Raw genomic sequence first — 20,611 nt, 5'->3', positions numbered from 1 at the left:
TCCGGCGATGATCACAAGACAACGGCTGGCGGCAGGAGTCTGTGCCCTGCTCGCCACCCTCACGGCCGGGGTCGCCTTCCCGGCCGGAGCGGTCGCCGACGAGACGGACTCCGCGACCGCCCCCAAGGTCGAACTCGTGCTGGACGTCAGCGGTTCCATGAGCGCCCGGGACATCGACGGCGGCTCGCGGATGGCCGCGGCGAAGCAGGCGTTCAACGAGGTGCTCGACGCGACACCGCAGGAGGTGCAGCTCGGCATCCGTACCCTGGGCGCCAACTACCGCGGCAACGACCGGAAGACGGGCTGCAAGGACACCGCGCAGCTGTACCCGGTGGGGACGCTGAACCGCACCGAGGCCAAGACGGCGGTCGCGACGCTCGCCCCGACCGGCTGGACGCCGATCGGCCCGGCGCTGCTGAAGGCGGCCGACGACCTCGACGGCGGTGACGGCACCCGCCGTATCGTCCTGATCAGCGACGGCGAGGACACCTGCCAGCCGCTGGACCCGTGCGAGGTGGCCCGGGAGATAGCCGCCAAGGGCGTCGGGCTGACCATCGACACACTGGGCCTCGTGCCGGACGCCAAGACGCGCGACCAGCTCAGCTGTATCGCGGACGCGACCGGCGGCACGTACACCTCCGTGCAGCACAAGGAGGAACTCTCCGACCGTGTCGGCCAGTTGGTGGACCGGGCCGCCGACCCGGTGGTGACTCCGGTCGCCACCGAGGGCACGGCCCGCTGCGACAGCGCTCCGGCTCTCAAGTCCGGTCTCTACACGGACCGTGAGGAGTTCGGGCAGCAGCGCTGGTACCGGGTGGACATCAAACCCGGTCAGGAGCTGCGTACTTCGGTGAGCGTCGCGGCCGACCGGGCGGTGCGGCCGGACTACGGTGTGCTGCTGCGGGCGGTCACCGCGCACGGCCGGGAGATCGTACGCGGCGAGGGCACCGGCAACGGGCGGACCGACGTCATCTCCACCGGCCTGCGCTATCCCAAGGCGGACAGCGACGAGGACGACGCCCCGGCCGAGACCGTGTGTCTGGAGGTCACCAACTCCTTCTCGGCGGAGTCGGGGGTGAAGACCACTCCCGGTCTGCCCCTTGAGCTGACCGTCGACGTGGTGGACGCGCCGAGCGCGGCGAGCGACGTGGCCTCCTTCGGCCTCGGCCGCGGCTGGTGGCTGCTGGGCGCCCTGGTGCTGACCGGTTTCGTGGCGGGTCTGCTGTGGGGCTGGGTCTCCCGCTGGCGGCTCGCGGTCTGGAGGACCAACTGATGCGCACCACACAGCTGTTCACTGCCGTCGTCCTGCTGGCCGGGCTGGGCGCCGGTCCGGCCGTCGCCGACTCCTCGCCCTCCGCGAGCCCGTCCGGCGACGGCTCCGCGCCGACTCAGGCGGGCACCTCGTTCCGTACCGCGACCGAGCTCGACCAGGGGCAGACGGGCACCGCGAGCGGCTCCACGGGTGACTACCTGTACTGGTCGTTCCCGGCCGACGCGGGCCAGCGGCCGACCGTGAAGGCGACGGTCAAGCTGCCGGACACGCAGGCGGGCGAGACCTGGCAGCTCGACGTCTACGACGGGCTGCGGCGCCGCCAGGCCTGCCAGTACGGCGCGTCGACGCGCACCGCCGCGCAGGGCGCCTCCTCCCTGGAGCTGGCGTGCACACTGCGGACGGTGCGTGCCTGGTCGGAGCCGTGGGCCAACGACCCGCTGCCGGGCACGTACTACGTCCGGCTGACCGTCGTGGACCTGAAGTCGTCGGACCTGGGCCAGCCGATCCACGCCGAGGTGCGGGCGGACGCCAAGGACATCGGCGGCTCGGCCGCGGTGGACGGTTCGCTGGCGCAGCCCCTGGTACCGGGGATCGCCGTCAAGTCGACCTCGGACGCGTCGAGTTCGGACACGGACGGCGGTTCGGCCAAGTCGGCGGTGCTGTCGAGCATCGAGCCCGACGACGGCTGGTCGTCGGGCTGGTGGTCCGACCGCTGGGTGTGGACGGGGGTGGGCGGTGTACTGGCCGCGCTCGCGGGGATCGGCGGCTACGCGCTGACCCGCGGTACGGGCCGGCCGCGCCGGGTGCCGCCCGGCGCCTGACCGCACACCGCTCTGTATCCGACGTCTCGTCAGAAGGCCTGCCACCGGCGGGCCTTCTGGCGTCTCACCCCGCCCGCAGCGCCTTCGCGAGAGCGCTGTCGCCGCTCACGTCGATCCGCCCGGCGCGTACCGCGTCCGGCACGGTCAACTCGCCCCGGGCGAGCGCCGTGCAGGTGCCGGTGTCCAGGACCAGCCGGGCGTCCGGCTCCCGTGGGGCGCGCCCCTCGCCGTAGACCGGCCGGCCCCCCTGCCCGGCCTCCCGGGCTCCCCCGGCCTCCCGGTCCTTCGCCGCTGTCACGTCCTCGGCGTCCCTCACGTCCCTCACGTCCCTCACGTCCGTCGCGTCCGTCACGTCCTCGTCCGCACCGACGTACAGATGGAACTCGCCCTCCTCCAAACCGACTTCGACGAGCCCCTCGCCGGTCTCGCCGCGCTCCCGCAGGGCTCGCAGCAGGGGCAGGGCGAACCAGTGCGCGCGCACCGCGTCCGTGGGCCGGCGCTCGGCCAGTTCGGGCGCGCCCCAGCTGCCGAGGGCCAGCAGGACGGGCAGCAACTCCCGCCCGCGACCTGTGAGTTCGTAGACGTAGGCGGCGCCGGGCGGGGGCAGCCGGCGTCGGGTGGCCAGGCCGTCGCGTTCCATGTCCTTCAGCCGGGAGGCGAGTACGTCCGTGCTGACGCCCGGCAGGTCGGCGTGCAGATCCGTGTAGCGGCGCGGGCCGCCGAGGAGTTCACGGACGATCAGCAGGGTCCAGCGGTCGCCGACCGCGTCGAGTGCCCGGGCGGCGGAACAGTACTGGTCGTAGCTTCGGCGAGGTGACATGCGACGCAGTCTAGACATGTTGTTGGACTTTCCAAGCTCGAACTTGGTAAAACCAAGCAACACCACAACCGGAGGGCGCAGCGCATGGAGTTCCGGCAGTCGAGCAAGCTCAGCGAGGTCTGTTACGAGATCCGCGGTCCGGTGATCGAGCACGCCAACGCGCTGGAGGAGGCGGGCCACAGCGTCCTGCGCCTGAACACCGGCAATCCCGCGCTCTTCGGCTTCGAGGCGCCGGAGGAGATCATCCAGGACATGATCCGGATGCTCCCCCAGGCACACGGCTACACGGACTCGCGCGGCATCCTCTCCGCCCGCCGCGCGGTCGCCCAGCGCTACCAGACCCTCGGCCTCGCGGTCGACGTCGACGACGTCTTCCTCGGCAACGGCGTCTCGGAGCTGGTCTCCATGGCCGTACAGGCGCTGCTGGAGGACGGCGACGAGATCCTCGTCCCCGCCCCGGACTTCCCGCTCTGGACGGCGGTGACGACCCTCGGCGGCGGCAAGGCGGTCCACTACCTCTGCGACGAACAGGCCGACTGGTACCCGGACCTCGCCGACATGGCGTCGAAGATCACCGACCGCACCCGGGCCGTCGTCATCATCAACCCCAACAACCCCACCGGCGCCGTCTACCCCAAGGAGATCGTCGAGGGCATCCTCGACCTCGCCCGCCGGCACGGCCTGATGGTCTTCGCCGACGAGATCTACGACCAGATCCTCTACGACGACGCCGTGCACCACTCGGCCGCCGCGCTCGCCCCCGACCTGGTGGTCCTCACCTTCTGCGGGCTGTCGAAGACGTACCGGGTGGCGGGGTTCCGTTCGGGCTGGCTGGTGGTGACGGGGCCGAAGCAGCACGCGAAGAGCTATCTGGAGGGCCTCACCATGCTGGCCTCCATGCGGCTGTGCCCCAACGCGCCCGCGCAGTACGCCATCCAGGCCGCGCTGGGCGGCCGCCAGTCCATCCGTGACCTGACCGGTCCCGGTGGCCGGCTGCGCGAACAGCGTGACGTGGCGTGGGAGAAGCTCAACGAGATCCCCGGCGTGTCCTGTGTGAAGCCCAAGGGCGCGCTGTACGCCTTCCCGCGTCTCGACCCCAAGGTGCACAAGATCCACGACGACGAGAAGTTCGTCCTGGACCTGCTGCTGCGGGAGAAGATCCAAGTGGTGCAGGGCACCGGCTTCAACTGGCCGGCCCCCGACCACTTCCGCATCCTCACCCTGCCGCACGCCGACGACCTGGACGCGGCGATCAGCAGGATCGGCCGTTTCCTGAGCGGCTACCGGCAGTAGCCGCCCCCGGCTCCTACCCTGGGCCCATGGGTGATCTTTTCCTCGTACGGCACGGCGAGACCGAATGGTCCCGGTCCGGGCGGCACACCGGCGCGACCGACGTTCCGCTCACCGGGCGGGGGCGTGCGGAGGCCCGCGGGCTGGTGCCGCTGATCCGCTCGCACCGGATCGGCGCCGCGTTCGTGAGCCCGAGGCAGCGGGCACGGGAGACCGCGGAACTGATCGGACTCACCGACGTACGCGTCGACGTCGACCTGCACGAGTGGGACTACGGCGGCTACGAGGGGATCACGACCGTCGAGATCCAGCGCACCCGGCCGGACTGGTTCCTCTTCACCGACGGGGTGGCGCCCGGCCCGCCCGAGCGTCCCGGGGAGGACGCGGAGGAGGTGGGGCGGCGCGCGGACCGCGTGCTGGCCACCGCGGACGCCGCGCTCGCCAACACCGAGGGCGCGGTCGTCCTGGTGTCGCACGGCCACTTCCTGCGGGTCCTCACCGCCCGACGGCTCGGGCTGCCGCCCTCGGCCGGGGCGTTGTTCCAACTGGCCACCGGGACGGTGTGCCGGCTGGGCACGGAACACGGCCGGCCGGTGATCGCCGCGTGGAATGTCAGACCCGGGCCGTACTCTTTGCACGGGTGAGGACCGCCGCCGCGCGGAGCGGGGACCACTCCCGCCGATGGCCGCCGATCCCCGCGGAGGAGCATGCCGTGACCCGACCGCCGACCGCCGCGCAGCGGCGTGTCATCGACGCCGCCGAACCCGTCACCGGACGGCTCAGGGGCACTCAGGCACAGCTCGCGGCGCTGGTGCGGCGAGGGCTGGCGTTCCGCCATCCGCGCCCTCCGCACGACCACTTCCTGACACCGGCGGGACACCAGGTCCGCGAGTCCGTGTCCCCGGACCCCGCACCGCCGGCCCAAAGTCCCCCGCCCTCCGGGGTGTTCGCCGCGCGGGTCGGCGGCGAGGAGGAGACCGGCGCGGGACCGGCCCGCACCCGCGAGGTGCACAGCGCCTGGCAGGGCCTGCTGGAGCTGCGCCGGATGACCAACGCGGACGGCTCCGTCGACCGGCCGTGCGGCTGGGAACGCGGCCACCTGTTGCGGGCCGCCGCACTCGCCCTGGAGGCGGCCGGACACCGGCCGGCGGGTCCGCACTCCGACGGCTACCGGGTGCGCGCGACCCCGCAGCCGGAGGCCGTCGCCGTCCGCGATCCGGACCCCGAGGCGCTACGGGCCTGCGCGGGGACGCTGGAGCGGGCGGGCTGGCAGGTGAGCGAGCACAAGGAGCCGCGTACCGGGGCGAGTTACCTGCTGGCGTCACCGCGTCGGGCGTGACGGACATGCCAAGATCGGACGAGCAGCGCATCCACCGGTACGCGGGCCCGGCGCGCCGGTTCGGCGCGCGGGCCCGGTGCCAGAGAGGGAGACCATGAACGGGCAGCCTTTCTCCGTCCCGGTGACCGTCCGCGGTTACGAGACCGATGTCCAGGGCCATCTGAACCAGGCCGTGTATCTCAACTACGCGGAGCACGCCCGCTGGTCGTTACTCCAGGCCGCGGGGATCAGCCAGGCCGACCTGGTCGGCCAGGGCATCGGCCCCGTCGCCCTGGAGACGACCATCCGCTACCGGCGGGAGCTGCTCGCCGGTGACGAGGCCGAGGTGACGTGCGCCTTCGACTGGAACGACGGCAGGACGTTCCGGATCGAGCAGACGATCCGCAAGGCGGACGGCACGGTCGCCGCCGAGATCACCGCCGTCGGCGGCCTGCTGGACCTCAAGTCGCGCCGGCTGATCAGCGACCCACGGCAGATGTTCAAGCAACTCGCGTCCCAGCCCGGCCTGTTCGGGCTCTGAGCCGACCGAGTCGGGCCGTGCACCGACCCGGTCCCGGGCAGGTACCGGCGAGGGGACAGCAGACGTAAGGGGCGGTCACCGAGGCTTTTCAACTGGTGTGCGTGGGGCGTCACTTCCGCGCGGCGATGCGCGCCAGCCGCCGCGCCTCGGTGCGCGTGGCACGGGCGATCTCGTCCTCGTCGGCGTACAACAGCCGTCCTTGCTGGACGATCTGACGGCCGTTCACGAACGAGGCGGTGACCGGGGCGGCGGCGCCGAAGACCAGCGCGGTCACCGGGTCGGCGATCGAGGCGTGGGCCAGCGTGTCCAGGTTCCACAGCACCAGGTCGGCCAGCTTGCCCGGCTCCAGGGAGCCGATCTCGGCCGCGCGGCCCAGGACCTGGGCGCCGCCGTAGGTGCCGAGGCGCAGCGCCTGGCGGGCGGTGAGCGCCGCCTCCCGGTGGGCGCCGAGGCGGTTGACGAGGAGGGCGTTGCGCAGTTCGGTGTGGAGTTCGCCGGACTCGTTGGAGGCGGCACCGTCGACGCCGAGGCCGACCGGGACACCGGCGGCGAGCAGGTCGGGGACGCGGGCGATCCCGGCCGCGAGGCGGGCGTTCGAGGACGGGCAGTGCGCGACACCGGTCCTGGTACGGGCGAAGGCGGCGATGTCGGAGTCGTTCATGTGGACGCAGTGCGCCATCCACACATCCGCGCCGAGCCAGCCGGTGGACTCGAAGTAGTCGGTCGGGCCCATGCCGAACAGCTCCTTGCAGAACTGCTCCTCCTCGACCGTCTCCGAACCGTGCGTGTGCAGCCGTACGCCGAGCCGTCGCGCCAACTCGGCTCCCTGTCTGAGCAGTTCGGTCGAGACGGAGAACGGTGAGCAGGGCGCCACGGCCACCTGGGTCATCGCGTCGAAGGAGGCGTCGTGGTGCTCGCGTACCGTCTCCTCGGTGGCGGCGAGCGCGTCGTCGAGGGTCTCGACGGCGAAGTCGGGGGGCAGCCCGCCGTCCTTCTCGCTGCGGTCCATGGAGCCGCGGGCCAGGGTGAAGCGGACGCCCATGTCGCGGGCGGCGCCGATGATCGCGCCGGAGAGGTCCCCGGAGCCGTGCGGGAAGACGTAGTGGTGGTCCATCGCGGTGGTCACTCCGCCGCGGGCCATCATCGCCAGGGAGCCCTGGGCGGCGGCGCGGACCATCGGTTCGTCGATGCGCGCCCAGGTCGGGTAGAGCGCGACGAGCCAGTCGAAGAGGTTGTGGTCGGTGGCCAGGCCGCGGGTGATCCACTGGTAGAAGTGGTGGTGGGTGTTGACCAGACCGGGCGTGACCAGGTGCCCGGTGGCGTCGATGCGGCGCTCGACGTCCGGCAGTCCCTCGGGGGCCCGGCCCGCGCCGAGCGACTCGACGCGGCCTCCCGCCAGGACCAGGTGACCCGAGGCGTACTCGGTGTCGTCCGCGTCGACGGTCGCTATCGCACAGTTCTCGATGACTGTGCGCCGGTCTGCTGCCATGGTTCGTCCTGTCGCTGTCGGGCGGGCCGGGGGTGCCGAGGGGGCGCGGAGCGGGAGGCGTCAGAGGTTGGTGAGGTCCACCGGGATCCGCGGCTCGTGGCCGTCGCGCAGGACGGTCGCCTCGATCAGGCCGTAGGGGCGGTCGGCCGCGAAGTACACCTCGTTCTCGTTCTTCAGCCCGAACGGCTCCAGATCGACGAGGAAGTGGTGCTTGTTGGGGAGCGAGAAGCGGATCTCGTCGATCTCGTCGCGGTGGTCGAGGATGCGGGTGCCCATCTGGTACAGCGTCTGCTGGAGCGAGAGCGAGTACGTCTCCGCGAAGGCCCGGAGCAGGTGGGTGCGGACCTGCTCGTAGGACTCGTCCCACGCGGGCACCGGCTGCTCGTCGTCGGACCAGCCGAAGCGCCAGCGGGCGGTGACCTCGGTGGCGAGGATGCGGTCGTGGGCCTCGGGGAGCGTCGTGTACTTGTCCTTGACGTACCCCCAGAACTCGGAGTTCGTCGAGTTCAGCACGGTGAGGTCCGTCAGGCCGGATATGACCTCCCAGGACGCGCCGTCGTAGGTGATCTGGGTGACTCGGGTCTCCTGGCCGGTGCGGACGAAGGAGTGCCTGGGCCGGTCGGCGCCGGCGGACGCGGAGGGCGCGCCGGGGGTCTCGATGCGGTCCCAGGCGTACTCCTCGATCCGGACGCGGGCCGTCTCGATCGGCTCCTGGCTGGTCACGAAGTGCCGGGCCAGGAGGATGCCGAACTGCTCGGCGGAGTCGATGCCGTGTTCCTTGGCGAAGGCGTACACCGTGTTCTTGGTGGTGTCCGTCGGCAGCACGTTGGCGTTCGAGCCGGAGTAGTGGACCTCGTCCATGTCGCCGCTGAGCGCCACCGAGACGTTGAGGTCCTTGATGTGGTGGGTCGCGCCCTCGCGCGTGATCCTGACGACCCGGCTCTCGGCCTTGCCGTACTGGTTCTGGCCCAGGATCACCGGGCGGGCGGGACGGTCTTTCTCTGCCATCTGCTGCTAGCTCCCTCGGTAAACGGAGTAGCCGAACGGGTTGAGCAGCAGCGGGACGTGGAAGTGCTCGCCCGGCACGACGGCGAACGTGATCGCCACCTCCGGGAAGAACACCCCGCGCCCGCTGTCCCGATGCGCGGGGACGTCCTGCTGCGGATCGGCTCGCTGGTTGCCGGCTCGCTGGAAATACGCCTCCACGGCGAAGTCGAGCCGTACGTGCGTGGTCCCCTCGGGCAGCGCCGGGAGGTCCTCGCACCGGCCGTCGGCGTTGGTCGCGGAGCCGCCGAGCGCCCGCCACTCCGCCGCGTCACCGGCGCGGGCGGCGAGCCGGACGGCGACGCCCTCGGCGGGCCGGCCGGCGGAGGTGTCCAGGATGTGCGTGGAGACGGAGGCGGTGGTGGAGGTGCTCATGCCTGTTCTTCCTCTACGAGGCGGCCCAGCCGGATGCGGTTGATCAGACCCAGTTCGGCGCGCACGATCTCCCGCTCGTCCTCGGGAGAGTTGGCCATGCGTTTCCTGGCCGCGTCGCGCATCTGCTCACCGGTCCGGCCGGTCGCGCAGATGAGGAAGACCTGGCCGAACCGCTCCTGGTAGGCCAGATCGAGGTCGAGCAGTTCGGCCCTGAGCTGCTCGGAGGCGTCCGCCATGCCCCGCTGTTCGCGGGCCGAGACGGGGTCGCCGGGTGCGGGGCGGCCGATCGGCGGGTGGCCGGCCATCGCCTCGGCGAGGTCGTCGGCGGTCAGGCCGGCCATGGCGGTGTCGCTCATGGCGTAGAGGTCCTCGGCGTCGGCGTACGGGCGGCCGGCGAGCAGTCGCCCGACCCATGCCGCGGAGGCGCACGCCTCGTGGAGGGCGGCGGAGGCCGCGGGTTCCGCCAGGGCGTTGAACCGGGCGAGGCCCGGTGGCGTGGCAGTCGACGTCACGGGAGCCTCCGTGGCCTGGTGCTGATCGGGCTGCCTGTAGCTAACGCGCTCCGCACGTTCGCGTCAACACTTTGTTGAAAATTCTGGGTAACATGCCGCGGTGGCGCAAGCGCCGGTCAGGCGTCCTTCTCCCGGTTGAGGTAGTTGTAGACGGTGAAGCGGCTGACGCCGAGGGCGCCGGCCACCGTCTCCACTCCGTGCCGTACCGAGAAGGCGCCGCGTGCTTCCAGGGTACGTACGACCTCCTGCTTGGCCTTGCGGTCGAGGTCGGCGAGGGGTTTGCCGCGCCTGCGCTCCATGGCGGCCAGGATGTGGTCGAGCGAGTCCGCGAGCTGGGGCAGGCGGACGGCGACGACGGCGGCGCCCTCCCAGGCGAGCACGATGTCGTCGGGGCCGGCCTCGTCAGGTGGGAGCAGCGCCCCGCCCATGGCGTCGATCAGCGGCTTCACGGCCGTGATGAACGGCTCGTCCCCGGCACCGGTCACCGGTGGCCCTCCCCGACCACGTTGACCTGGAGCGAGACACGGGTGGCGCCGGCCTTGAGGGTCCGGCGCAGCAGCGCGTCCACGGCGGTGAGCACCTCGTCGGCGCCGCCCTCGACGGTGTTGCCGAACGGGCCGACGTCCACGGCGTCCAGCGGGGCCCCCTCGATCACGTCACGGGCGACCAGCGCGTGCGCGGGTGCCTCGTCGAGATCGAAAGGCTCCGTGGTGAACTCCACTCTCAATCGCACTGCGCCCCCATAACATCGGCCCTGACCTGCGAGTTCCCCCCGATGCGCCCCGACCCTAACAGAACGCGCGGGAGGGCCGCCGCCATCTCGGCACACCCGGATTCCGGTCGATCCGACAGCCCCGAGGAGGGACGAAGGGGCACCGCCCCGCACCCCCGAAGCCGAGGAACGACACCCCGTCCCGCGCACGCCGTAGAACGGCTACGCCATCCTCAAATCAACCTCTGAGCCTGCCCCGGAAGGCTTCAACCGCCCCTGCGCGGGGGCACATTGGTCTCACGGGGCCCGCCGGCACGGGGGCGGCGGGCCCCGCACGGGGAGGCAGCGGATGAGTACGGACACGACGGACCGGCTCCAGCCGCACGCGGTAGCGCTGCTGCGCGGCGGCCCGCGCGCGGCCGTCACGGTCGCCGTGGTGGCGTTGTACCTGGCGGACGCCGTCGAGGCGAGCGGGCAGCACACGATGCGCACGTCGGGGGTGCCCGCCGGCGCGGCGGCGCTTCCACCGCTCACGAAGGCGGTGCACTCCGCGCTCTACCGGCGGGCGGAGATGGGCCAGTTGACGGGGCGGCTGGCCGTGCGCACCGCGCTCGCCCGGCTGCGCGAGGAACTCACCGCGGCCGGTCTGCTGCGCGCCTTTCCGCCCGGCCGCACCCGGGCCGCCCGCGCCGCGCTCCGGGCCCTGCGTCGCGGGCATCCGCTCCCGGCCGGCCGGGAGAGCCCGCCGGACGAGGAGACGCTGCTGCTGGTGGCGTTGTACGGGGACCGGGCGCTCGCCGCGTTCGTGCCGGGGTTCGCGCGCCGGGCGGGGCTGGTCCGCCGGCCCGGTGCGGCCGAGCGGGGTCTGCCACAGTCGTGGGGCAGCGGAGCGGGCGGCGGCGGGGTCGGCTGCGACGTGTGACGGCGCGGGAGCACTCGGCCGGGGACAGCGCGAAAGAGGCGGTCGGGCCGCGGTGCCGCGCCCCGACCGCCGGCTCCTCGATCACGGACCGGAAGTCGTGAAGGGACGGACAAGCGGGGGCCTCCAGGAGGACGATGGAGGCATGTCCGAGAGCGTGCCGGTGCGCTGCCCGGCCTGCCGACGCGAGCACGTCTACGCCGCACCGTCGTACCCCTGTGTGTGCGGTGCCCCCGTCGCCCCGCCGCTGGATCCCCGCGGCGTGGCGACGGCCGTCACCCACCGCGTCTGGGACGAGGACTGGGTGATCGTGGCCTGCGGCGCGTGCGGCCGGCGTGACGAGTGGCCGCAGCCCGAACTGGGCTGCCCCTGCGGGACGGTGCTGCGCATTCCGGTGGACGGCCCCCGCTCGGAGGTCCAGCCCGTGCGGGAACCCGGCGCCGTCGCCGGGGCCGGGGGGCGGCCGGCCTTCCGGCCCGTCTCGATACGCACCGCGCGGGACGCGGTCACCGCGGCCGCCCTCTATCTGCGCTGGCTCGGCTACGGCGACATACGCCGCGCCGACCAGCGGCCCCCGTCCGGCATCGGTCTCGCGGCCCGCGGGGTCCTGGCGCAGGTGGACCCGACCGTGCGGCCGGCGTCGCTGCGCGACGTGGAGTGCCTGTGGCTGACGGCGATGACGGAGTCCACGGGCTGTGTCTACTTCTCCCTCGCGGGGTACGCCGACGACGCCCGCGCGGGCGCCGACGACCTGGGCGTCCCGCTCTTCGTCCTCGACCTCACCGGCACCCCGCAGCCGGTGAACGAACCGGCCGACGAGCTCAACACCACCGGCGCCGGGGCCGGTTGAGGGCCGGGCGGGTCGGCCGCCCGTGCTCAGAGGCCGTACGTCCGCCGCAGTTCGACCTTGCGCACCTTTCCGGAGACCGTCATCGGGAAGGCGTCGAGGATCTGGAGCCGGCTCGGGATCTTGTAGTGGGCCAGCCGCCCCTCGCAGTGGGCCCGCAACTCCTCCAGGGTCAGTGGGTCGGCCGCGTCGCGCGGGATGACACAGGCGAGGACCTCCTCGCCGTACCGCTCGTGCGGTACGCCGACGACCTGGACGTCGGCGACCTTCGGATGGGCGTAGAGGAACTCCTCGATCTCGCGCGGGTAGACGTTCTCGCCGCCCCGGATGATCATGTCCTTGATCCGGCCGACGATCTCGACGTAGCCGTCCTCGCGCATCACCGCGAGGTCGCCGGTGTGCATCCAGCGGGCGGCGTCGACGGCCTCCGCGGTCTTCTCCGGTTCGTTCCAGTAGCCGAGCATCACGCTGTAGCCGCGGGTGCACAACTCGCCCGCCGTGCCCCGGGGCCGGGTCACTCCGTCGACCGGGTCGACGATCTTGACCTCCAGGTGCGGCAGGACGCGGCCGACCGTGCCGGTGCGGTGTTCCAGGTCGTCGTCGGTCCGGGTCTGGAGGGAGACCGGGGACGTCTCGGTCATGCCGTAGCAGATGGACACCTCCGCCATGTGCATCTCGGCGACCACCCGTTTCATCACCTCGGCCGGGCAGGGCGAGCCCGCCATGATGCCGGTGCGCAGCGAGGAGAGGTCGTGGTCGGCGAAGCCGGGCAGGTTCAACTCGGCGATGAACATGGTCGGTACGCCGTAGAGCGAGGTGCAGCGCTCGTCCTGGACGGCGCGCAGGGTGGCCGCGGGGTCGAAGGACGGGGCCGGGATCACCATGCACGCGGCGTGCGAGGTCGCGGCCAGGTTGCCCATCACCATGCCGAAGCAGTGGTAGAAGGGCACCGGCAGGCAGATCCGGTCCCGCTCGGAGTAATTGACCGACTCCCCGACGAAGTAACCGTTGTTGAGGATGTTGTGGTGGGAGAGGGTGGCTCCCTTGGGGAAGCCGGTGGTGCCCGAGGTGTACTGGATGTTGATGGGGTCGTCACAGGACAACTCGGCTTCCCGAGCGTGCAGTTCGGCCTTCCGGTCCGCCGTGCCCCGGGCGATCAGCGCGTCCCAGCCGGGGTCCCCGAAGTAGACGGTCTCGCGCAACCGCGGGCATGCGCCCCGGACTTGCTCGACCATGGCCCGGTAGTCGCTCGTCCGGTGCCGCGGCGTCGCGAACAGCAGGGAGATCCCGGCCTGGTTGAGGACGTACTCGACCTCGTGGGTGCGGTAGGCCGGGTTGATGTTCACCATGATCGCGCCGATGCGGGCGGTGGCGTACTGGACGAGCACCCACTCGGCGCAGTTGACCGCCCAGATCCCCACCCGGTCGCCCTTGGCGACCCCGGTCGCGAGCAGCGCGTACGCCAACCGCTCGACGTCCGCGCCGAATCGGCGGTAGGTCCAGCGCCGTCCGGACGGGACGTCGACGAGTGCCTCGCGGTCCGGCCAGGCGGCGACGGCCCGGTCGAGGCTGGCGCCGATGGTGTCGCCGAGCAGCGCCGTGCCGCTGGTGCCATGGGTGTACGACGGTCGGGTCACCGGAAGTCCTCCTCGCGGTACTCGTCGGCGGAGCCCTGCGCGGTGGCCTCGCGCAGTTCGATCCGGCGGATCTTGCCGGACACGGTCTTGGGCAGCTCCGCGAACTCCAGCCGCCGCACGCGCTTGTAGGGGGCGAGCACCTCGCGCGAGTGCTCGAACAGCGCCTTCGCCGTGTCCGGTCCCGGCTCCCAGCCCTCCGCCAGGACCACGTACGCCTTCGGCACCGACAGGCGCAGCGCGTCGGGCGCGGGCACCACGGCCGCCTCGGCGACCGCCGCGTGTTCCAGCAGGGCGCTCTCCAGCTCGAACGGGGAGATCTTGTAGTCGGACGCCTTGAAGACGTCGTCGGCCCTGCCCACGTAGGTGATGTAGCCGTCCGCGTCCCGCGCGCCGATGTCACCGGTGCGGTAGTAGCCGCCGGCCATCGCCTCCGCCGTACGGTCCGGGTCGCCGTGGTAGCCGGTCATCACGCCCACCGGCCGGTCGGCGAGGTCGAGGGCGATCTCCCCCTCGTCGGCGCCGGTCGCGCCGGAGACCGGGTCGAGGAGTTCGATGCGGTAACCGGGGCTGGGACGGCCCATCGAACCGGACTTCAGCTGCTGGCCGGGGCTGTTGGAGACCTGGACCGCGGTCTCGGTCTGCCCGAAACCGTCCCGGATGGTCACCCCCCAGGAGCGGCGGACCCGCTCGATCACCTCGGGGTTGAGCGGCTCGCCCGCCGCGACGGCCTCGCGGGGCGGGGTGTCCAGTTGGCTGAGGTCGGCCTGGATGAGCATCCGCCAGACGGTCGGGGGCGCGCAGAACGTGGTCACGCCCGCCCGGTCCATCTCCCTCATCAGCCGGGCCGGGTCGAAGCGGCTGTAGTTGTGGATGAAGACGGTGGCCTCCGCGTTCCACGGCGCGAAGAGGTTGGACCAGGCGTGCTTGGCCCAGCCGGGCGAGGAGATGTTCAGATGCACGTCGCCGGGTTTGAGCCCGATCCAGTACATGGTCGCCAGGTGCCCGATCGGATACGAGGCGTGGGTGTGCTCGACCAGCTTGGGACGAGCGGTCGTACCCGAGGTGAAGTAGAGCATCAGCGGGTCGTCCGCGTGGGTGGCGCCGTCGGGCGTGAAGACCGGGTCGGCCGCGTAGGCGTCCTGGTAGCTCCGCCAGCCCTCGACCGCCGGACCGACCGCGATCCGGGTGTAACGGCCGGGCACCTCCGCGAACTTGGCGGTGTCCCCGGTGCGGACGATCACCTGCCGGACCCGGCCGCGTTCGACGCGGTCACGCAGGTCGGCGGGGCCCAGCAGCGGGGTGGCGGGGATGACGACGGCGCGCAGCTTCATCGCGGCGAGGGCGATCTCCCACAGTTCGGCCTGGTTGCCGAGCATGACGAGGACCCGGTCCTCCGGGCGTACGCCTTGGGCGCGGAGCCAGTTGGCCGCCCGGTCGGAGCGCTCGGACAGCTCGGCGAAGGTCAGCCGGACCTCGGAGCCGTCCTCCTCGACGATGTGCAGCGCGGTGCGGTCGTTGCCGGCGGCGATGGCGTCGAACCAGTCCAGCGCCCAGTTGAAGCGGTCGGGGCGCGGCCAGGTGAAACCCTCGTAGGCCGTGGCGTAGTCCTCCCGGTGTGCCAGCAGGAAGTCGCGCGCCCCGCGGAACTGATCCGTCGCCGTCGTCGCCGTCGTCATTCGTCCACCTTCTTCTCGGTCGTCCGCCTCCAGGGTGCGCCCTCCGGCGTCGGGACACCGGCCACGCTCACCCCTTCGGGCCGCCGCGCACGGCTGCGGGCCCCGACGCGGTTCCGCGGCTCACTCCGTCGGTTCCGGACCTTGCCGGGCGGCTCTCTGACATCGTGTAATCCGTGATGCGGGTCTCACTACCCCCGTACGGGGGTGTGCGCCGCGGGAGAGCCGCGCGGAAGGGGTGAGCGGGTGGCGAGAGATGTGGCCGGGATGGTGGAGATGCAGGGTGCGCTGGCACGGCTGCGCCGTACCACGGGGCTGCCCGTCGCCTTCGGGGGTCTGCTGGAGCCCGGACAGCAGCAGGTACGCATCAGTGAACTCATGGGCACCGCCACCCCCGCCCTCCGGGCGCTCGCGGTGACCTCCGGCAACGGCCTCGGCGGCAAGGCGGTCGCCCTGGCCCGCCCGTGCGCCGTCGCCGACTACGCCGCCTCCCGCCAGATCAGCCACGAGTACGACGTCGCCGTCGCCACGGAGGGGCTCTGCTCGATCCTCGCGGTCCCGGTCGTCGTCCGCCGCCGGGTACGCGGAGTCCTCTACGGCGCGCTGCGCACCGCCCTGCCGCTCGGCGACCGCACGCTGAGCGCGGCGATGGAGGCGGCGCGGGACGTGGAGCAGGCGCTGGTGGTACGCGAGGAGGTGCGCAGCCTGCTGAACGCGGCGCACGCCGAACCGGTCCGCGACCCGGCGGCCGGTGCCCTGTGGGAGCAGGTACGGGAGGCGCACACCGCGCTGCGGGCCCTCGCGCCGAAGCTCACCGACCCGCAGCTGCGGGCCGAACTCCTGGACGCCTGCGGCCTGTTGACCGCCGGGGTGGCCACCGGGACGGTCGGCCTCTCGCCCCGCGAGCTGGATGTGCTGGCCTGTGTGGCGGCCGGGGCGACCAACGCGGTCGCCGGGGAGCGGCTGGGCCTGCGCCCGGAGACGGTGAAGGGCTATCTGCGCTCGGCCATGCGCAAGCTGGGCACGCACACGCGCGGCGAGACGGTGGCGGCGGCACGGCGGGCGGGTGTGCTGCCGTGAGCAAGGAGCGGAGAGCCGGGACGGTTCGGGGGACCGGGAGGGAAGCGTCTCCGGGGAGGGTCGGGCGGCGGCCGGGAGCGCTACCGTGAACCGGGCGCACGCGCCGCCCCGAAGCGGGCGAGGAGTCCGCGCGGCGGGGCCGGCGACGAGCGTCCATTCACTTACCGGCGCTCTGAATTTCCCTGTACCGAACCGTTGTTATTTCCCTCACCACCCCGTCCTCCGAATTTCACTGACGGATTGCCTAACATTGGCCCGGACACGACACGAGGGGAGCGGTGACCGTGCGAGGGGACTTCAAGGAGCCTGCCAGATGCCGCCCCGACCTGGTCATCGGCCGGGACGAGATGTTCACCGCCGCCCGGGAGCAGCTCGCCGACGGCGGCAGTGTGCTGCTCCACGGAGCCGCCGGAATAGGAAAGTCGACCGTCCTGCGGGCATTGGCCGCGCAATACGGGGACACCGCACGGACCGTGTTGCGCTGCTCGGCCACCGAGTCCGAATCCCACCTCCCCTTCCTCGCCCTCGCCGACCTCCTCGGCCTGGTCCTCGACGAGGTGTCCGACCGACTGCCCGGCGCCCAGCGCACCGCCCTCGAATCGGCGCTCACCGGACGCGGCGAGTCCAGCCTCCAGCGCGACGGACTCGCCCTGCGGCTCGCCGTCCTCTCCGCGCTGCGCGCCCTCGCCGCCGACGGACCCGTCCTCGTCGTCGCCGACGACCTCCAGTGGCTGGACCCGGCCAGCGCCGAACTCCTCGGCTTCGCCGCCCGGCGCCTCGGCGACACCCAGGTCCAGACGCTCTTCGCGGTACGCACCGAGGGCCAGGAGTACCACCGGTACCTGAGCGCCTCCCCGCCGGACACCCTCCCGGTCCGGCTCAACCCGCTCTCCCGCACCCAGGTCTCCGCCCTCCTCGACCACCGCGGCTACACCGGCCTGCCCCGGTCCACGGTCCGCGAGATCCACCGCACCAGCGGCGGCAACCCGCTCTTCGCCCTCGAACTGGGCCGCGCCCTCGCCGAGAACCCCACCCCGCCGCGCCCCGGCGAACCGCTGCCCGTACCCACATCTCTACGCGCGTTGGTGCTGAGCCGGCTCGACATGCTGCCGGCCGAGGCGCGCCGCACGCTGCTGGTCGCCAGCGCCGGCGCCCGCCCCACGGTGGCCCTGCTACAGACCGCGGGCCGGGGTAACGCCGAGGCGGAGACCGCCCAGGCCGCCGAACTCGGACTGCTCGCCTCCGAACAGGAAGGGCCCGCCGTACGGTTCGCGCATCCGCTGATCTCCGCGGCCCTGTACGCCGAGGCCCCCGCCCAGGACCGGCGGGCCGCGCACGCCGCGCTGTCGACCGCCGCCTCCGATCCCATCGAACGGGCCCGGCACCTGGCCCTCGCCACCACCGGCACCGACCCGGAGGTGGCCGCCCGGCTCGCCGAGGCCGCCACCCTGGCCCGGGACCGCGGCGCCCCCTCGGTCGCCGCCTCGCTCGGACTCCTCGCCGCCCGGCACACCCCCGGTGGCAGCACGCCGGGGCCCGACGAACGGCGGTTGCAGGCGGCCGAGGACGCCATCACCGCCGGCGAGCTGGACCTCGCCCGGGACATCGCCCGCGAGGTGCTCACCAGGGCCGCCGCGGTCGCCGCCGAGCGGGTGCGCGCCTGGATCATCGTGATCGACACCGCGGGCCACTCCATGGCGGACGTCGACGCCGTCTTCCCGCAGGCCCTCGCCGACGCGGGCGACGACCCCCGGCTGCTCGCCCTGGTCCGCTACCAGCTGGCCTGGCGGGCGCTGCTCGTACAGGGCGACTTCGCCGAGGCCCGCCAGGAGGCCGCGCGGTCGGCGGAGCTCGCCGCGCGGGCCGGCGACCGGCGTACCGAACTCCTCGCGCTGGCCTACCAGGCGCAGACCGAGACCCTGATGGGCCATCCCGACGCCCCCCTCACCATCAAACGGGCGCTGAAGGAGCCGCAGGACCCGAGGGTGGCGTGCCATCACAACGGCGCCGGCTCGGCCCGCTTCCGCTGGCTGATCATGAGCGACCAGCTGCCCGAGGCGCGCGCGGTCATCACCGCGCTGCTGCGCGAGGTGCGGCGGCGCGGGTCGGTGGAGAGCGAGGTGCACTTCCTGCGCGGGTTCGCCGAGACCGAACTGCGCTCGGGGCACTGCGGCCGCGCACTCGACCTGGCCCGGGAGAGCCTGCGGCTGGCCCGCGACTCCGGGATCGGGCAGACCGCCTCCGCGATGCTCACCTCCCTCGCCGAGGCCTCCGGCGGCGATGTGGAACAGGCGCTGGCACTGGCCCGGGAGGCGGTCGGGCACGCCGAGGAGGACGGCGACCAGATGTACCTCTCCCGGGCCCTGGGCGCCCTCGGCTACGCCCAGTTGGTGGCCGGGGACGCCGCCGGCACGGTCCGTTCGCTGCGCCGGGTGCGGGAGTTGGAGCACGCCCTCGGGATCACCGACCCGGCGCGCGGCCGGTGGCACGGCGACCTCGCCGAGGCCCTCGTCCGCACCGGAGAACTCGCCGAGGCGCAGGAGGTCGTCGACGAGACCCGCGAACGCGCGCTGCGCCTGGGCCGGGAGAGCGTCCTGGCGGTACTCGACCGGGCCGAGGCGCTGGTGCAGGCGGCGCGCGGCCGGCCCGAGGCCGCCGTCGCCCGGCTGACCTCGGTGCAGGACCGGCTCGCCAAGCTCGGGTACGGCCTGGAGGAGGCGCGCGCCGCGTTCGCGCTGGCCTCACTGCGCGCCCCGGCGTCCGGCCCCACGGCGTACGAGGAGGCGACCCGGCTGTTCCGGCGCTGCCGGGCGCTGCCCTGGCTGCGGCAGGTCGACGAGGCCGCCCGGGTGGAGCCGCCGCAGCCGGAGCAGACGCCCGCGCCCACCCCCGCGACGGACGGCCTCGACGGCCTGGCCGCGATGGAACGCCAGGTCGCCGCGCTGGTCATGGAGGGCGCCACCAACCGGGAGATAGCCGCCCGTCTCTTCATCAGCGTCAAGACGGTCGAGGCCACCCTGACCCGGGTCTACCGCAAGCTGGGGATCCGCTCGCGGGTGGACATCGTCCGGCTGGCGGCGGGGCGCCGTACGAACTGAGGACCCTACGGGTTTACTGAGCGGCGACCGAGGGTTTTCCCTGCCCAACTCCCCTAGGGGGTTCCCTCATTGGGAGCGGGGTGCACCGGGTCCTAGCTTAGGGATGTGCCGCTCGCCCGGGCATACGGGGGTCGGTCCCGCGACCCCCGTTGCACCCCCCACCCGCGCGACCCCCACCGGCAACCCGATGAGGAGACTCATGCTCGGGCTCAACCGCGCCAAGAGAACCACGGCCGTCGTGGCGGTCACCGCCGCCGCCGCGGCGACCGCACTGCTCAGCGCCCCCACCGCTGTGGCGGCCCCCCGGCCGATCGTCGGCGGCTCGACGACGACCACGACGGCGTACCCGTTCGTCATGCAGATCACGGACGCCTCACAGAGCCAGTTCTGCGGCGGCACCCTGGTCTCCGCCACCAAGGTGGTCACCGCCGCCCACTGCATGGTCGGCGAGTCCGCGAGCGGGGTGCGGGTGATCGGCGGCCGTACGTATCTGAACGGGACGGACGGGACCGTCAGCAAGGTCAGCAAGATCTGGGTCAACCCCGGGTACACCGACGCCACCAACGGCGACGACGTGGCCGTCCTCACGCTGGCGACGTCGATGCCGTACACCACCGCGAAGTACGTCGCTCCCACCGACACCGCCGTGTACGCGGCCGGCACCACGGCCCGCATCCTCGGCTGGGGCACCACCTCGGAGAGCGGCAACTCCTCCAACCAGCTGCGGACCGCGACCGTCCCGATCGTCTCCGACTCCAGCTGTACGAGGTCCTACGGTTCGGGTTACGTCCGGACCGACATGGTTTGCGCCGGATACACCTCCGGCGGCGTAGACACCTGCCAGGGCGACAGCGGCGGTCCCCTGCTCATCGGGGGCGTCCTGGCAGGGATCACTTCTTGGGGCGAGGGCTGTGCCGAGGCGGGTTACCCGGGTGTCTACTCCCGGCTGACCACGTTCTCCAGCCTGGTGACCACACAGGTCGCCTCGTGACCCGGAAGGTCTCCTGAGTACCGCTCAGGAAAAAGTCAGGGTGCGTTGCGGGCCTCCACGAGCGGCCCGCAACGCTGTTCGCTGCTCGGCCCGCGATGCCTTGCGGGGGACGAACAGGTGGGAGGCGCTGGCGCGGGTGCGGGGCATGAACATATCTCCAGACGGAAGGCG

The 20,611-nt window shown here is 72.6% G+C and carries 20 protein-coding genes; 11 read left to right on the top strand and 9 right to left on the bottom strand.

The genetic code is table 11. The features are described 5' to 3' along the window. Positions 1–7 precede the first annotated feature (7 nt). Both ABZT12_RS16315 and ABZT12_RS16310 read left to right on the top strand, forming a co-directional pair. Positions 8–1,273 (top strand): VWA domain-containing protein, encoded by a 1,266-nt coding sequence (locus ABZT12_RS16315; RefSeq protein WP_356383785.1) that lies wholly within the window; start codon positions 8–10, stop codon positions 1,271–1,273. Further along, positions 1,273–2,094, top strand: a complete 822-nt coding sequence (locus ABZT12_RS16310) for a hypothetical protein (protein ID WP_356383782.1) — start codon at positions 1,273–1,275, stop codon at positions 2,092–2,094. Before ABZT12_RS16315 ends, ABZT12_RS16310 begins: the two co-directional genes overlap by 1 nt. 64 nt (positions 2,095–2,158) lie before the next feature. Here ABZT12_RS16310 and ABZT12_RS16305 read toward each other — a convergent pair whose 3' ends face one another. Continuing rightward, a complete protein-coding gene (locus ABZT12_RS16305) occupies positions 2,159–2,914 on the bottom strand; it encodes a helix-turn-helix domain-containing protein (RefSeq protein WP_356383779.1) in 756 nt (251 codons plus the stop codon). Between the two features lie 84 nt (positions 2,915–2,998). Here ABZT12_RS16305 and ABZT12_RS16300 point away from each other — a divergent pair, with 84 nt between their 5' ends. The 4 genes from ABZT12_RS16300 (at position 2,999) to ABZT12_RS16285 (ending at position 6,063) form a co-directional block, all read left to right on the top strand. Next, positions 2,999–4,207 (top strand): pyridoxal phosphate-dependent aminotransferase, encoded by a 1,209-nt coding sequence (locus tag ABZT12_RS16300; protein ID WP_356383776.1) that lies wholly within the window; start codon positions 2,999–3,001, stop codon positions 4,205–4,207. Positions 4,208–4,233: 26 nt separating this feature from the next. Continuing rightward, a complete protein-coding gene (locus ABZT12_RS16295) occupies positions 4,234–4,848 on the top strand; it encodes a histidine phosphatase family protein (protein WP_356383772.1) in 615 nt (204 codons plus the stop codon). Positions 4,849–4,916: 68 nt separating this feature from the next. Further along, on the top strand, positions 4,917–5,543 hold the full coding sequence (locus tag ABZT12_RS16290) for a hypothetical protein (protein ID WP_356383769.1): 627 nt from the start codon (positions 4,917–4,919) through the stop codon (positions 5,541–5,543). A gap of 94 nt (positions 5,544–5,637) precedes the next feature. After that, positions 5,638–6,063 carry an acyl-CoA thioesterase gene (locus ABZT12_RS16285; RefSeq protein WP_356383766.1) on the top strand — a complete coding sequence of 142 codons (426 nt, stop codon included), beginning with the start codon at positions 5,638–5,640 and terminating at the stop codon, positions 6,061–6,063. 109 nt (positions 6,064–6,172) lie between these two features. On the opposite strand, the gene ABZT12_RS16280 is transcribed toward ABZT12_RS16285, so the two are convergent. From ABZT12_RS16280 to ABZT12_RS16255, 6 genes are all read right to left on the bottom strand, one after another. Beyond that, a complete protein-coding gene (locus ABZT12_RS16280) occupies positions 6,173–7,552 on the bottom strand; it encodes an 8-oxoguanine deaminase (protein WP_356383763.1) in 1,380 nt (459 codons plus the stop codon). Between the two features lie 60 nt (positions 7,553–7,612). Beyond that, on the bottom strand, positions 7,613–8,560 hold the full coding sequence (gene pucL, locus ABZT12_RS16275; protein WP_356383761.1) for a factor-independent urate hydroxylase: 948 nt from the start codon (positions 8,558–8,560) through the stop codon (positions 7,613–7,615). A 6-nt stretch (positions 8,561–8,566) separates the two neighbouring features. Next, positions 8,567–8,971 carry a hydroxyisourate hydrolase gene (uraH, locus tag ABZT12_RS16270; RefSeq protein WP_356383758.1) on the bottom strand — a complete coding sequence of 135 codons (405 nt, stop codon included), beginning with the start codon at positions 8,969–8,971 and terminating at the stop codon, positions 8,567–8,569. Next, positions 8,968–9,483 carry a 2-oxo-4-hydroxy-4-carboxy-5-ureidoimidazoline decarboxylase gene (uraD, locus tag ABZT12_RS16265; protein WP_356383755.1) on the bottom strand — a complete coding sequence of 172 codons (516 nt, stop codon included), beginning with the start codon at positions 9,481–9,483 and terminating at the stop codon, positions 8,968–8,970. Before uraD ends, uraH begins: the two co-directional genes overlap by 4 nt. A gap of 116 nt (positions 9,484–9,599) precedes the next feature. Beyond that, the gene (locus ABZT12_RS16260) at positions 9,600–9,968 is read right to left on the bottom strand and encodes a helix-turn-helix domain-containing protein (protein WP_356383752.1); all 369 of its coding nucleotides are present in this window, start codon (positions 9,966–9,968) and stop codon (positions 9,600–9,602) included. Further along, complete coding sequence (locus ABZT12_RS16255) at positions 9,965–10,216, bottom strand: hypothetical protein (RefSeq protein ID WP_356383749.1); 252 nt, start codon at positions 10,214–10,216, stop codon at positions 9,965–9,967. The genes ABZT12_RS16260 and ABZT12_RS16255 overlap by 4 nt, the downstream gene beginning before the upstream one ends. Positions 10,217–10,544: 328 nt before the next feature. On the opposite strand from ABZT12_RS16255, the gene ABZT12_RS16250 reads away from it, so the two are divergent. After that, a complete protein-coding gene (locus ABZT12_RS16250; RefSeq protein ID WP_356383746.1) occupies positions 10,545–11,117 on the top strand; it encodes a TIGR04222 domain-containing membrane protein in 573 nt (190 codons plus the stop codon). A gap of 142 nt (positions 11,118–11,259) precedes the next feature. Beyond that, a complete protein-coding gene (locus tag ABZT12_RS16245; RefSeq protein ID WP_356383743.1) occupies positions 11,260–11,964 on the top strand; it encodes a hypothetical protein in 705 nt (234 codons plus the stop codon). Between the two features lie 26 nt (positions 11,965–11,990). Here the strand turns inward: ABZT12_RS16245 and ABZT12_RS16240 are convergent, their stop codons facing one another. After that, positions 11,991–13,598, bottom strand: a complete 1,608-nt coding sequence (locus ABZT12_RS16240) for an AMP-binding protein (protein WP_356383740.1) — start codon at positions 13,596–13,598, stop codon at positions 11,991–11,993. Beyond that, on the bottom strand, positions 13,595–15,274 hold the full coding sequence (locus ABZT12_RS16235) for an AMP-binding protein (protein WP_356383737.1): 1,680 nt from the start codon (positions 15,272–15,274) through the stop codon (positions 13,595–13,597). Before ABZT12_RS16235 ends, ABZT12_RS16240 begins: the two co-directional genes overlap by 4 nt. Before the next feature lie 243 nt (positions 15,275–15,517). Between ABZT12_RS16235 and ABZT12_RS16230 the strand changes: the two genes are divergently transcribed. From ABZT12_RS16230 to ABZT12_RS16220, 3 genes are all read left to right on the top strand, one after another. Beyond that, positions 15,518–16,351: a LuxR C-terminal-related transcriptional regulator gene (locus tag ABZT12_RS16230; protein WP_356383734.1), complete on the top strand. Its 834-nt coding sequence runs from the start codon at positions 15,518–15,520 to the stop codon at positions 16,349–16,351. A gap of 278 nt (positions 16,352–16,629) precedes the next feature. Continuing rightward, the gene (locus ABZT12_RS16225; RefSeq protein WP_356383731.1) at positions 16,630–19,449 is read left to right on the top strand and encodes an AAA family ATPase; all 2,820 of its coding nucleotides are present in this window, start codon (positions 16,630–16,632) and stop codon (positions 19,447–19,449) included. A 199-nt stretch (positions 19,450–19,648) separates the two neighbouring features. Further along, a complete protein-coding gene (locus ABZT12_RS16220; protein ID WP_356383728.1) occupies positions 19,649–20,440 on the top strand; it encodes a serine protease in 792 nt (263 codons plus the stop codon). The last annotated feature ends 171 nt before the right edge of the window (positions 20,441–20,611 follow it).

It is taken from the genome of Streptomyces sp. NPDC005423 (genome assembly GCF_040606415.1).
Lineage (GTDB): Bacteria > Actinomycetota > Actinomycetes > Streptomycetales > Streptomycetaceae > Streptomyces.
This window is presented reverse-complemented; position numbering and strand designations above follow the sequence as displayed.

Excerpts from the sequence above, each read along its gene's own strand:
- pucL (WP_356383761.1), bottom strand. The coding sequence starts at position 8,560 with ATGGCAGAGAAAGACCGTCCCGCCCGCCCGGTGATCCTGGGCCAGAAC.
- ABZT12_RS16310 (WP_356383782.1), top strand. The coding sequence starts at position 1,273 with ATGCGCACCACACAGCTGTTCACTGCCGTCGTCCTGCTGGCCGGGCTG.
- ABZT12_RS16285 (WP_356383766.1), top strand. The coding sequence starts at position 5,638 with ATGAACGGGCAGCCTTTCTCCGTCCCGGTGACCGTCCGCGGTTACGAG.
- ABZT12_RS16280 (WP_356383763.1), bottom strand. The coding sequence starts at position 7,552 with ATGGCAGCAGACCGGCGCACAGTCATCGAGAACTGTGCGATAGCGACC.
- uraH (WP_356383758.1), bottom strand. The coding sequence starts at position 8,971 with ATGAGCACCTCCACCACCGCCTCCGTCTCCACGCACATCCTGGACACC.
- ABZT12_RS16245 (WP_356383743.1), top strand. The coding sequence starts at position 11,260 with ATGTCCGAGAGCGTGCCGGTGCGCTGCCCGGCCTGCCGACGCGAGCAC.
- ABZT12_RS16305 (WP_356383779.1), bottom strand. The coding sequence starts at position 2,914 with ATGTCACCTCGCCGAAGCTACGACCAGTACTGTTCCGCCGCCCGGGCA.
- ABZT12_RS16220 (WP_356383728.1), top strand. The coding sequence starts at position 19,649 with ATGCTCGGGCTCAACCGCGCCAAGAGAACCACGGCCGTCGTGGCGGTC.
- ABZT12_RS16315 (WP_356383785.1), top strand. The coding sequence starts at position 8 with ATGATCACAAGACAACGGCTGGCGGCAGGAGTCTGTGCCCTGCTCGCC.
- ABZT12_RS16235 (WP_356383737.1), bottom strand. The coding sequence starts at position 15,274 with ATGACGACGGCGACGACGGCGACGGATCAGTTCCGCGGGGCGCGCGAC.
- ABZT12_RS16300 (WP_356383776.1), top strand. The coding sequence starts at position 2,999 with ATGGAGTTCCGGCAGTCGAGCAAGCTCAGCGAGGTCTGTTACGAGATC.
- ABZT12_RS16250 (WP_356383746.1), top strand. The coding sequence starts at position 10,545 with ATGAGTACGGACACGACGGACCGGCTCCAGCCGCACGCGGTAGCGCTG.
- ABZT12_RS16295 (WP_356383772.1), top strand. The coding sequence starts at position 4,234 with ATGGGTGATCTTTTCCTCGTACGGCACGGCGAGACCGAATGGTCCCGG.